General features: G+C 64.2%; 8 protein-coding genes. 5 read left to right on the forward strand and 3 right to left on the reverse strand.

Annotated features, from left to right (window positions below):
* Positions 1-3: 3 nt before the first annotated feature.
* From QCE69_RS26115 to QCE69_RS26125, 3 genes are all read right to left on the reverse strand, one after another.
* Positions 4-1,338, reverse strand: coding sequence for a lipase family protein (locus tag QCE69_RS26115; protein ID WP_309933784.1), 1,335 nt, complete (start codon positions 1,336-1,338; stop codon positions 4-6).
* Between the two features lie 34 nt (positions 1,339-1,372).
* Positions 1,373-3,901, reverse strand: coding sequence for an ATP-binding protein (locus QCE69_RS26120; protein ID WP_309933786.1), 2,529 nt, complete (start codon positions 3,899-3,901; stop codon positions 1,373-1,375).
* Between the two features lie 160 nt (positions 3,902-4,061).
* Positions 4,062-4,253: a hypothetical protein gene (locus QCE69_RS26125; RefSeq protein WP_309924481.1), complete on the reverse strand. Its 192-nt coding sequence runs from the start codon at positions 4,251-4,253 to the stop codon at positions 4,062-4,064.
* Between the two features lie 450 nt (positions 4,254-4,703).
* On the opposite strand from QCE69_RS26125, the gene QCE69_RS26130 reads away from it, so the two are divergent.
* From QCE69_RS26130 to QCE69_RS26150, 5 genes are all read left to right on the forward strand, one after another.
* Positions 4,704-7,586, forward strand: a complete 2,883-nt coding sequence (locus QCE69_RS26130; RefSeq protein ID WP_309933787.1) for a hypothetical protein — start codon at positions 4,704-4,706, stop codon at positions 7,584-7,586.
* 1,008 nt (positions 7,587-8,594) lie between these two features.
* On the forward strand, positions 8,595-9,311 hold the full coding sequence (locus QCE69_RS26135) for an ABC transporter permease (RefSeq protein ID WP_309933788.1): 717 nt from the start codon (positions 8,595-8,597) through the stop codon (positions 9,309-9,311).
* Entirely contained in the window at positions 9,308-10,210 is a 903-nt protein-coding gene (locus QCE69_RS26140; protein WP_309924488.1) for a glycine betaine ABC transporter substrate-binding protein, read from the forward strand. The genes QCE69_RS26135 and QCE69_RS26140 overlap by 4 nt, the downstream gene beginning before the upstream one ends.
* A gap of 19 nt (positions 10,211-10,229) precedes the next feature.
* Positions 10,230-10,883 carry an ABC transporter permease gene (locus QCE69_RS26145; RefSeq protein ID WP_309924489.1) on the forward strand — a complete coding sequence of 218 codons (654 nt, stop codon included), beginning with the start codon at positions 10,230-10,232 and terminating at the stop codon, positions 10,881-10,883.
* Positions 10,880-12,046, forward strand: coding sequence for an ABC transporter ATP-binding protein (locus QCE69_RS26150; protein WP_309933790.1), 1,167 nt, complete (start codon positions 10,880-10,882; stop codon positions 12,044-12,046). The genes QCE69_RS26145 and QCE69_RS26150 overlap by 4 nt, the downstream gene beginning before the upstream one ends.
* Positions 12,047-12,172: the final 126 nt, after the last annotated feature.

A 12,172-nucleotide genomic window follows, 5' to 3' on the forward strand; every position in this document is an offset into this window, starting at 1 on the left:
GCTTCAATTCACCCGCAACCCCTGGCCGGGGTACTGTCCAGCGGGTGCCGACTTGAGCATGGCGAAGGTCGTGCAGTCGTTACGGCCCGCGTAGGCCTGGCCTGTGTAGTACTCGAAGAAGCGCTGCGCCAGGAACTGAAAGGGATAGTTGACGGGCGCCGTGAACGCGGCAGCCGCGCTTGAATGCACCTGTTGACTCGGGAACAGGCTGACCTGGCTTTGCAGCACCTGCACACTCGCTCGTGCCTTGCAGAAAGACTGGATCATCTGGAAGCTGGCCGACGCCGGGATCAGCGTATCGCCGACGTCGTAGTACACGAGCGTCGGCACATCGGGTGCGTAAGCCGTGCCGGCCACGCTGTTGGCCGCCAACATGGCGTTCAGGGATCCCAGGCCGCTCGCGCTCAAGGTCGGCAGGAAGGCCGGATAGAGTCCGGCGGTATAGCAGGAATACGGCGCGGCGGAGGTCTCCATGCACGTGAACACGTTCGCAGCAGCGCCGCTCAAGGCGCGCTTGAAGGCTGCATAATTCACCGGATCGTGCCGTCCCATGGCGACGATCGCGGCATAAGCAAGGCGTGCCGCTGCGGTCCCATCAAGTGCGGTGATGATCGTCGCAAGATCAGAACTCGAACTCGCTCCGAGCGCGGCGCCGACCACGTTGAGCCTCGGCGCATAACTTCCGCGCAGCACCGCCGCCCAGGTCGAGGCGCCGCCGCCGCCCGAATATCCGAGCAAGCCAACAGGGCTCGTGGCTGCGAGCCCGCCTACGTTTGCCGGCGTGACTCCGGTGCAGGCGCCGTAACCTTGAGCACAGTTCAGGATGGCTTGCGCCCCGTCCAGCACTGCCGGCCCCATCTGCTGACCCACATTGAACTCGGAGTTCGGCCCCTGATGATCAGGAAAGGCTACCGCGATACCGTTATTGAGCATCGGTGCGGCCATCGCGGCGTAATCGCTGGCCAGGCTCGTGGCGTTCAGAAGCACATACGACGGCTGGGTCGTCGTGACGAGATCATCCTGCGGATACTGAACGGAAACGAGTGGCGCGCCCTTGTTCGATGTCAGGCTGCTGAGCGCACTGGCCGCAGCCGGCGGGGGCAAAACCAGGGTAGTGACGACCGTGACAGGCTTGCCGCCGTCGGTGCTTTTGTAGAGCAACTGGTAACCGGTTGAACCGCTGGGAAACCCGGCGGGCAGGTTGATCGGCTTGGCGGCCAGCGGGGTCCCGTTCGCCTGACTCATCCACTTCGGCTGCCAGGTTGCGAAGTCCATGGCGGCGTACGCAGCCGGCACGGCAAAATAGGGATCCCTGTTTAATTGCGCATTGACCGCCAAGAAGGCGGCGCGCTCACACGTTGCCCGTCAATCGTCAACTGTCAACCAGTTGCCTTACTTTCTCGGCGAGCGTTTCCAGCGCGAACGGCTTGGTGAGGACCTGCATGCCGGGGTCAAGGCGGCCATTGCCGATCACCGAATTCTCCGCATAGCCGGTGATGAACAGCACCTTCAAACCGGGCCGCGACGCGCGCGCCGCATCCGCCATCTGCCGGCCGTTCATGCCGCCCGGCAGACCCACGTCGCTGATGAGCAGGTCGATGCGCACATTCGATTGCAGCACCTTGAGACCCGCCATGCTGTCGGCCGCTTCGATCACGGTATAGCCGTGCTCTTCCAGCACGTCCGTGATGAGCATGCGAACGCTCGGTTCGTCATCGACGATCAGCACCGTCTCGCCGCTCTCCGCGCCCGAGATGGGCGCGGCGTCGTGATCGGGCAGGTCGCTCGCGACGTCGCCGTAGAAGCGCGGCAGATAGATACACACCGTCGTGCCCTGCCCCGGCTCCGAATAGATGCGCACCTGGCCGCCCGACTGCTTGGCGAAGCCATAGATCATCGACAGACCGAGTCCGGTGCCCATGCCGATGGGCTTGGTCGTGAAGAACGGATCGAAGGCCTTCGCGACGATGTCAGGCGTCATGCCGATGCCGGTGTCCGTCACGCAGAGCGACAGGAACTGTCCTTCGGGCATGTCGTGGGTGTGCGCGGCAGCATGGTCGATCCACTTGTTGGCCGTCTCCATCGTGATGGCGCCGCCGTCCGGCATCGCATCGCGCGCGTTGATGCAGAGATTGAGCAATGCGTTCTCGAGTTGCCCGGCATCGACGAGCGCGGGCCACAACCCGGCAGCGCCCACCGCTTCCACCCGGATGCCCGGTCCAACCGTGCGCTGGATCAGGTCGGTCATGCCGTTGACGAGCGCGTTGACATCGGTGGGACGCGGATCGAGCGTCTGACGTCGCGAGAACGCCAGCAGGCGGTGCGTCAGCGCGGCCGCGCGCCGCACCGCGCCCTGCGCGGCCACGACGTATTTGTCGACGTCGGCGACACGTCCCTGGCTCAGGCGAATGCTCAGCAATTGCAGCGAGCCCGATACGCCCGCCAGCAGATTATTGAAGTCGTGCGCGAGGCCGCCCGTGAGTTGACCCACGGCTTCCATCTTCTGCGCCTGACGCAGTTGTTCCTCGGCGCGCATCAGTTCGGCGGTGCGCGCGGCGACGCGCTGTTCGAGCGTTTCGTTCAACGCGCGCAACGACGCCGCCGCGCGATCGCGTTCCGCTTCCACGGCGCGGCGCTGCTCGGCGTCCAGCAGCACGCCCGGGAATCGCAGCGGCGTGCCGTCCGCGCCGTGATCGACGCGGCCATTCGCTTCGATCCAGTAATAGCGCCCGTCCGCGCGCCGCACGCGGTATTGATAGGCATAGTGACCGCCGCGCTGGAGCGCTTCGGTCAAAGCCTGCGTGAGACCGTCGCGGTCGTCGGGATGCACGTTCGCGATCACCTGCGCGAGACTCAGGCCGTCATGTCCTTGCGCGGGATCGAGACCGAATGATTGGGCGAAGGCTTCGTCGACGGTAAAGCGGTCGCTCGGCAAGTCCCAGAACCACGTGCCGATGATCGCGCCCGCCGCGAGCGCCAGTTGCACCCGCTCGATGTTCTGCCGCGCGAGCGCCTCGCTGGCGCGCAATGCGGCGTCGGCCTTCTTGCGCGCCGAGATGTCGCGAAACAGCACCGACACTTGCCGCAGGCTGGGCGGTTCGACGCGGGTCGCCGACACTTCGATATGCCGTCCCGCACTGATGAAATAGCGCTCGAAACGCGCGGGAACACCGGTACGCAACACGCCGCCATACAGTTCGATCCATTGGTCCGCATCGGCGGGATCGACTTCGCGCAAGGTCTTGCCGACGATGTCCGCAATGCCCGTGTGCCGCTGATAACCCGGGTTCGCCTCGATGTGCGTGTAGTCGCTCAACGGGCCTTGCGGACCGTCGAAGAACTCGATCGTGCAGAAGCCGTCATCGATGGCATGGAACAGCGCGCCATAGCGCACGCGATACGCCTCCGCATCCTTTGTCGCGCGCTTCAGTTCCAGCGCCGTCATGGCCTGGCGCGCCAGCATGCACAGCGCCTGCTGCTGCGTTGCATCGAGACTGCGCGGCGCATGATCCATCACGCAGAGCGTGCCGAGCGGGAGACCTTCGGCGGTGGTCAGCAGTGCGCCCGCATAGAAGCGCACGTGCGGCGCACCGGTAACGAGCGGATGAGCGGCGAAGCGCGGATCGTCGAGGACGTCGGGGATCTGGAGAAACTCGCCTTCCCGCAGCGCCTGTGCGCAGAACGGGCTTTCGAACGAAGTCGCACGCGCGCCGAGTCCGGTTTCCGCCTTGATGAACAGGCGATCCGCGGCGATGAGGTTGATCAGCGCAATGGGCGCGCGACAGATCGAGGCAGCGAGGCTGACGATCTCATCGAAGGCAGATTCACGCGGCGTGTCGAGCACGTCATGGCGCACGAGCGCGGCCATGCGTCGGGCATCAAGGTCGAGAGGGTCGGTCATCAAATGAGTTCTTGTTCCAGGCTTGATCCGGCGTCGCGCGCGGCGGCGAACGGCCGTCTAGTTTAAGGCAGTCATGGCCGTTCGCGTGCTGGAAAAGCAGGGATATTCCGCATATGGCGCGGACAAAGAGTGGACGCGATGCGCCTGTGAGGCGCTGCGTTCAATTCACGCCGGCGATCGCATCGATGTCCGGCCGCGCCGCGCTCCTGAACACCTCGATCCGGTTGCGGCCGCGCTTCTTCGCGCCATAGAGCGCGATGTCGGCGCGCGCGAGCGTTTGCGCCGCTTCGATATCCGTGCCGAGCATCGAATCGATGCCGATGCGCGCGACGATGGCGCCTGGTTCCACCACCGCGCGCAGCAGTGCCGCGAAATGCGCGAGCGTGCGGTCGCCGAGCGAGTGTCCCTAGCGATCGTTCAGAACCTTGAAGTTGTCGAGGCCGGGCAACAAGGTCGGTCAGTTGACGTGAGACGCATCGGGCGACATCTTTGCTTGCTTCCGGAGATTCCGAAATGGCGGTATCAAGCGTCAATTCACAATCGTCAGTTTCCACGCAGCAGTATGGCGGCAGCGACGACGACCCTGCCTTGCTGGAAGAGATCTCGAACTCACCACGCACCAGATGGAAAAAATCGCGGAATGCCTGGGACCATGAGTGCCCTTCATTTTGCCCGGCAGCAGCCTCGGCACGTAATGATCCGTGCACAACCTTCATCGAGACACGTCGGAAATATCTGCTCACCACCTCGAGATATTGGCTGAAGGTAACACTGGACGCGAACGGTGCTCGGATGCATCGACATGACATCCCTCCTCGCTTCCGGAGAACCCGATATGGCCGTATCAAGCGTCAATTCACAATCGTCCACTCCCGTAGAAACGTATGACGGCGACGATAACGACACCCCCGCCGCCGGCAGCGCTCCGCCGGACGGCTCGCCTGCCGCTCCGATCCGCAACGAAGCAGACGACGCTCCTGCCGGGCAGACCGGCACGCCCACGTCTTCTTCCACGCTGGCGCAAGTGCAGTCAGCCGATGCGGCCGCGCCTGGCCTGTCGTCCGCCGAAACCCAGCCATTGCTCGATCGCCTCGACAAGGACCCCGCCGTTCCCAACGACGCCGGCAACGCCAACAGCTTGGCGGCGCTCCAGGGCGAATCGCTGCGTGGCGCTCCACCCGATGCCATCTCGTTCGAACAGCAGGCCACCCAGACGAACCAGCAAATCGAGGCCCTTCCGTCCGGTCAGCGCGACTTCTATCGCGGCGCGCTCGCCGCGGGCTCGACCTACTACAACGCAGCCGCCACCGGGGATCAACGCGCGAAGATCGCGCAGTCCGTGCGAAGCGATGTCATCGATCCGGTCAGCAAGGCCTATCAGCAGGCCATGAGCGACCCCAACGCCCGCGTCCAGCAGGCCTTCGGCAAGCCCTTCGGTGCCGTCTATCTCGGCGCCGCCGGCCAGCAGCAGAGCGATCTGCTCGCCGAAAAGGGACAACAGTTCAACCAGGCCACGACCCCGGATGAACGCGCGCGCATCTTCGGACAGGCCGTTGACATCCGCCACACCATGCAGACGCAGATCGGCTCCATGATCGATCAGGAACACAGGCGCGTGCATGACCAATGGAAGCAGGCCGATCAGCAAATCGATCAGGCCATGCGCGATGCCTCATCGCTTCAGATTGCCTCGCTCGGTTCGCTTGACGACACCCGTTCCTTCCAGCGCCTCCAGTACTTCATCAACCACGGCCTGAACTCCGAGCGCAATGCGCAGCAGTTCCAGTATCGCCTGGAGCACACTCCCGACGACTTCAAGCCCCTGCACCAGTGGTCCGATGAAGCGACCGGGAAGGCTCAATGGGCCATCGATCACATCCAGAGCGATCCCTTTCGCCGTTCGGCCGAGCTCCCGCCGCTACCGCCCGACCCCACGCACACCACCGCCGAAAACCTGCGCATGGGCAACTTCGGCGCCGATCTGCTCCATCGCTACCAGACGGAGAACAGCCGCATCAACGAGGCCGGCATGCTGTATCACGCCGCCTCCCAACGCGGTCCCCTTCGCTACGAGTATCTCGATGCCCACACGCCGCCCCTGCCGCTCTGGCAGCAGCAACTCCAGGACGGCCTTGGCCGCTTCTTCGTGGGGCTCGTGCCGGGCGTGAACCTGCTCACCGACTACATCGTGCCGGCCAAGTCGCTTCCCGAAGCAGCCAGACAGGGTATCGACTTCTTCTCCGGCGTAGCGGGCGGCATGCTGGGGGAAGCGAGATTGCCGCGCTTCGGTCGCGCCGCAGAAGAACAGGTGCCGGCATCCAGGACAAAGTCCGAGGAAGCAGGCGTCGCGCAAGAAGTCAAACCTGCCGATGAAATCAAGCCCGTCACTGCGCCGGACGGTGGACCCGCCGTGCTCGCTGCGAGCACCGCAGCCGACGCGCCGGGCATTCCGCTGGTGGCGTCGGAATACGCACGACAACCCTCCGGCAAACTGGTGCCCGATGCGGACTACCGTGGCCTGTATCACGATGGAACCGGCCAGCACTTCATCCAGCAAGGCGGACAAAGTTATCCGGTGCGCTTCGACGAAACCGCCGGCAAGTGGCAAATGGAGCCGCGCGACGGTGCGCCCAATGCGCCCCACATGTCCATTGACACGAGGGGGAACTGGCAGGTCGATCTCGACCACGGTCTGGTGGGGGGAGGGAAGGGAGAGGCCCGTTGGGCATTTGAACTGTATGAACAGGGAAACACTCTTGAGGAAATATCCCGAGAACTTCACGTCCGTCCGGAGACCGCCAAAAACCTCATCAATCAATATATCGCGGAGAGCGGGGAGGTAAGGCTGGCGCGTGCATACAATCGGGGCGAAGCGCCCCGTGATGGAAAGAGGTTGTCGCTCTTGTACACGCGATTGACCAGCGGTGAGTCGCTGTCAGCTGTCGCACACGAACTGACGAGCGGTGACGAGTTCTTGGCTTATATCGGCGCGCGGCGCTATGCAAGGATCCACGGTCGTCCGATCGACCGGCTCCCACAGGAGCTACCCTGGAGAACCCGGCCAGACGGTCCGGCAGCGGCGTCCCAGCCCGCTCCTGCGGCGTCGTTGACAAGCTATCCCATGGCCTATCAGCAATACGCCGACATCATCGAAGGGAACGAACAGTTGAAGCCGGCCTGGCAGATCAGCCAGGAAACCGGCGTCCCGACAGCGTGGATCGAGCGAATCCGGTCCGGAGACGGGTACTGGTCAGAGCGGTCGCAAAAATGGGTCGCGCTCGACATGCCTTCCGAGCCCTCCGGAGCCGGCGTTAGCCCCCCGGAACCGCCGCTGAAGCGCCCAAGCGCATATGCCGGCCAATCCGACCCTCCACCCGGAACCAGCGACCCCACACAACCACCGCCGCTCAAGCGACCGCGCACGGATGGCGGTGAGCCTTCGTGGGGAAGCAAGGAGCTCAGACAGTTCTCCGAGGACTATTCGAAGCTGAAAAGTCCCGATGCAAATTCGATGGATGAATGGTTTGAAGGAAACACCCAGGCGCCGCGGAGTCTACAAGTGGAACTGACGGCACGAGGTTATCAGGACATCACGCCAGACATGGTGCGCACCTTCATGACCGGCAAGGGTCGGGAACTCACCACCACCCAACTGCAAAGAATCGCAGAATTTCTGGGCGTGTAGATACCGTTCACCCACAGTGGGTCCGGCAACACGCTGATACCGCCCGGAGAAGTCTGGCAAAGAAGACACTGGACACGAGCAGTGCTCGACGTGCGCATGACAGCACGCGCTGCCGCAGCGTGTCGAGCACAGCCCCGCTCCGGCTCACGAATTCACGCCGGTTCGACAACTGCGTCAGATGGTCCGTGGTTGCCAGCGACTGCAGCTCCGCCTCGATGCGCTTGCGCCCGGTCGCATCCATGATGAAGCCGTGTCATACGGTGCCGCGTCCGCGCCGCGTTGCGCTGCGGCCTTGCTTCGCCTTCGCGCCAGCGCGATTCCCGGTGCCGAAGATCGACGCGATATTCGAGCCGCCACTGCGTCAAACTGGCGGCGGAGGCCCGCTGCGACGCCCGGGATCCGGTTGCTCAACTCATGCGGTTCATAGCCGGTCAGCGCATGCCAGTCGGGCGGATAGTGGAGCTCGCCGGTACGGCGTTGCGGTCCCGCATGCCCGTCTCGCTGCCCGAGAGCGCAAGGCGAGTCAGCTCGCCGTCCTCCTTATCCTGCCGATCCGGCGGTGCCGCCTCTCAGCTTCATCCCACGCGGCGATCGCGTGTTCGGCTAGCCTGGCGAGATCGCGAAGGAAAGTCGTGTGGGTTGTGTCGAAGTTGCGCGGCGTTGGACCGATCAAGGCCAGCACGCAGACGGGGGGCCCAAGGCATCGGTCAGATCGCCTGACGGGCACATGGCTTGCTAAGGGCTTTCTGTTTGCCGCCTTGCGAGGAGGCTCATTGACTGCTCAAACGGAGACGCCGACACCCGACCTTCCTGTTTCAACCCTCGCCCGTCCTTGCTGAGCGGCGAGTGGCCAGCGCTTCCGGCGCGCGCATTTGCGCCACGCCTTCGCGCCCATCCTTTCCATTCCGGCTGTAACCAGCTCCCATTCGGCGCCCGCGTCTGTCGGCAGCGGCGCACGACGCAGCGTGGATCCATCGCGCTCGCCCTTCGAACAAGGAGACCTTTTCCATGTCCCGACGAACTGTCCAGATCCTCGGCAGCCTGCTGGCGGTAATCATCGTGGCCGTGCTGCTGACGCGCGCCATCGACGCCAGTACATGGCACAAATACTCCGGCGATCTCGTCTACTATACGGGCCGTCATCTGCTGCTGGTGGGCATTTCGATGGCGCTTGCCATCGTCATCGGCATTCCGGCGGGCGTGGCGCTCAGCCGCCCCGGCCTCGCGCGGCAGGCCGAAGGCTTCATGCAGATCTTCAACATCGGCAACACGGTGCCTTCGCTCGCGGTGCTCGCCATTGCGCTGGGCATCTTCGGCATCGGCGATACGCCCGCCGTCATCGCGCTGTTCCTGGCCTCGCTGCTGCCGATCACGCGCAACACCTACGAAGGCATGAAGAACGTGCCTGCCTCGCTGCTCGAAGCGGCGCGGGGCATCGGCATGACGGGCATGCAGTCGCTGATGCGCGTGGAATTGCCCAACGCGATGCCGATCATCGTGGGCGGCGTGCGCACCGCGCTCGCGATCAACGTGGGCACGGCGCCGCTCGCCTATCTGATCGGCGCGGACAGTCTCGGCACGCTGATCTTCCCCGGCATCTATCTGAACGACAACCAGATGCTGCTGCTCGGCGCCGCAGGCACCGCGATCCTCGCGCTGCTGCTCGACGCCATCGTGTCCGCGGCAAGCCGGCGCTGGACCAACGGCAGCGAGGTGACGCCATGAAGCTCTCTCGCTTCCTCCGCAAAGCGTTCGCCGCCGTTGCACTCAGCGCTTGCGCGAGCGTGCCGGCGCTGGCCGCGAATCTTGTCGTCGGCGGCAAGAACTTCACCGAGCAGTACGTCCTGGTCGAGATCACGACGCAGTATCTGCGTGCGCGCGGCTATTCGATCGACGCGCGCACCGGCCTCGGCAGCGTGCTCCTGCGCAGCGCGCAGGAAAACGGCCAGGTCGATCTCACGTGGGAATACACCGGCACGGCGGCGCTGGTCTATCACAAGCTGAAGGACAAGATGTCGCCCGACGAGATGTACCAGCGCGTCAAGGATCTCGACGCCAAGGAAGGGCTCGTGTGGCTCAACAAGTCGCCGCTCAACAACACTTACGCACTCGGCCTTCCCGCCGAAGCCGCGCGCAAGTCGGGCATCCGCACGATTTCGCAGTTGTCGGAGAAGCTCAGGAGCGACCCGAAAGGTACCCGTCACGTGTTCGGCATGGATGCGGAGTTCGCGAACCGTCCCGATGGCCTGAAGCCGCTGGAAGCCGCCTACGATCTGCACTTCAGCCGCGCCGAGACCAAGCAGATGGATTCGGGGCTGGTCTATACGGCGCTGCATAACAACCAGTTGACGATCGGTCTCGTCTACACGACCGATGGCCGCGTGAAGGGCTTCGGCATCGTGCCGCTCGAAGACGATCTCCATTTCTTCCCGCCGTACAACGCCACGCCCGTAGTGCGCGCGACCGTGCTCCAGCAGAACCCCAAGCTGGCCGAACAGCTGAACGCTCTGTCCGCCGTGCTGGACAACGACGCGATGCTGGAGATGAACAAGCAGGTCGATATCGACGGCAAGTCGGTGCAGGCGGTCGCGAGCGAGTTTCTGCGCGCGCACAAGCTGCCTTGATGAAGGAGGAACCCGAACGATGAGTCTGACCGACTATCTGAGCGCCAACTGGCCCGAGTTGCTGCAACTGACCTTGCAGCATTGCTATCTGGTGGGCTTGGCCGTGGGCTGCGCGATCCTCGCGGGCGTGCCGCTCGGCATTGTGATGAATCGCTATCCGTGGCTCGCCGGCCCGCTGCTCGGCCTCGCGACCATCATCCTGACGCTGCCGTCCATCGCGCTGTTCGGCCTGATGATCCCGGTGTTTTCGCGCTTCGGCGCAGGCATCGGCGCTGTGCCGGCGATCACCGCCGTGTTCCTGTACTCGCTGCTGCCGATCATGCGCAACACCTATCTCGCGCTGCGCAACGTGGAAGCGGGCATCAAGGAAGCGGGGATCGGCATCGGCATGACGGCGTGGCAACGGCTGCGTCTCGTGGAACTGCCGCTGGCCGTGCCGGTGATTCTCGGCGGCGTGCGCACCGCCGTGGTGATGAACATCGGCGTGATGACGATTGCCGCCGTGATCGGCGCGGGCGGGCTGGGCTCGCTGATCGTGCGCGCGATCGGCCAGAGCAGCATGATGAAACTGCTGGTGGGCGCCGTGCTCGTGAGCCTGCTCGCGATCGTCGCCGACTTGCTGCTGCAGGCATTGCAGCGTGTACTGACACCGAAGGGAGTGCAAAAGACATGATCGAACTCGACCGCCTGACGAAGACTTTCACGCAGAAGGACGGCCAGAAGGTGAACGCCGTCGACTCGGTGAGCCTCAAGGTCGAAGAGGGCGAAATCTGCGTGTTCCTTGGCCCGTCCGGTTGTGGCAAGACCACGACGCTCAAGATGATCAACCGTCTGATCGAGCCGACCTCGGGACGCGTGCTGATCAACGGGGAGGATACGTCCGGGCTCAATGAAGTGGACCTGCGCCGGCATATCGGCTACGTGATCCAGCAGATCGGCCTGTTTCCGAACATGACGATCGAAGAGAACGTCGTGATCGTGCCGCGCCTGCTCGGCTGGGACAAGAAGCGCTGCGCCGAGCGCGCGACCGAACTGATGTCGATGGTCGCGCTCGATCCGAAGCTCTATCTGAAGCGCTATCCGCGCGAGTTGTCGGGCGGGCAGCAGCAGCGCATCGGCGTAATCCGCGCGCTGGCCGCCGATCCGCCCGTGCTGCTGATGGACGAGCCGTTCGGCGCGGTGGATCCAATCAACCGCGAGTCCATCCAGAACGAGTTCTTCGCGATGCAGCGCCAGTTGAAGAAGACCGTCATCATGGTGAGCCACGATATCGACGAAGCGATCAAGCTGGGTGACCGCGTGGCCGTGTTCCGGCGCGGCAAGCTCGTGCAGTACGATCATCCGGATACCTTGCTGGCGCATCCGCGTGATGATTTCGTCGGCCAGTTCGTCGGCGCCGACAGCACGCTGAAGCGTCTGTTGCTCGTGAAGGCGGGCGATGCGGCGACGCAACCCGATACCGTGCGCGCCGAGACGCCGCTGGCCGATGCGTTCGCGCTGATGGACGAAAGCGACAGCCGCTATCTGACCGTGCTGGATGGCGCGCGGCACGCGCTGGGCGTGGTGTCGCGACGGGCCGCGCGCGGGGCGCAAGGCGTGTGCGGCGACAAGCTCACGCAGTTTCAGGCGACTGTTTCGCCGGATGAGAACCTGCGGATCGTGCTCTCGAAGATGTATCAGTTCCGATCGTCGTGGATGCCGGTGCTGGATGCCGATGGGCACTATGTCGGCGAGATCACGCAGGATTCGATCGCGGATTATTTGAGTTCGGGGAGGTCGCGGCATCAGACCGGACAGGGGCCGGTGGCGCGGGTGGGGGAGACGGCGGGGGTGTAATTCAGGTGGGCCATTCCAGCCCGCCACACCGCTGCATGAAGTAATGAAGGGGGGGGGGCCGCGGGGGCCGGGCCGGGGGGTTTTGGGGGGGGGGGGGCCGGCGACCCCCAAAAAAAAATACCCCCC

It is taken from the genome of Caballeronia sp. LZ032 (assembly GCF_031451315.1).
Taxonomy (GTDB): domain Bacteria; phylum Pseudomonadota; class Gammaproteobacteria; order Burkholderiales; family Burkholderiaceae; genus Caballeronia.

What these genes read in the sequence shown, in the direction of transcription:
- QCE69_RS26120 (WP_309933786.1), bottom strand. Translation starts at nt 3,901, where the DNA reads ATGACCGACCCTCTCGACCTTGATGCCCGACGCATGGCCGCGCTCGTG.
- QCE69_RS26130 (WP_309933787.1), top strand. Translation starts at nt 4,704, where the DNA reads ATGACATCCCTCCTCGCTTCCGGAGAACCCGATATGGCCGTATCAAGC.
- QCE69_RS26135 (WP_309933788.1), top strand. Translation starts at nt 8,595, where the DNA reads ATGTCCCGACGAACTGTCCAGATCCTCGGCAGCCTGCTGGCGGTAATC.
- QCE69_RS26140 (WP_309924488.1), top strand. Translation starts at nt 9,308, where the DNA reads ATGAAGCTCTCTCGCTTCCTCCGCAAAGCGTTCGCCGCCGTTGCACTC.
- QCE69_RS26145 (WP_309924489.1), top strand. Translation starts at nt 10,230, where the DNA reads ATGAGTCTGACCGACTATCTGAGCGCCAACTGGCCCGAGTTGCTGCAA.
- QCE69_RS26150 (WP_309933790.1), top strand. Translation starts at nt 10,880, where the DNA reads ATGATCGAACTCGACCGCCTGACGAAGACTTTCACGCAGAAGGACGGC.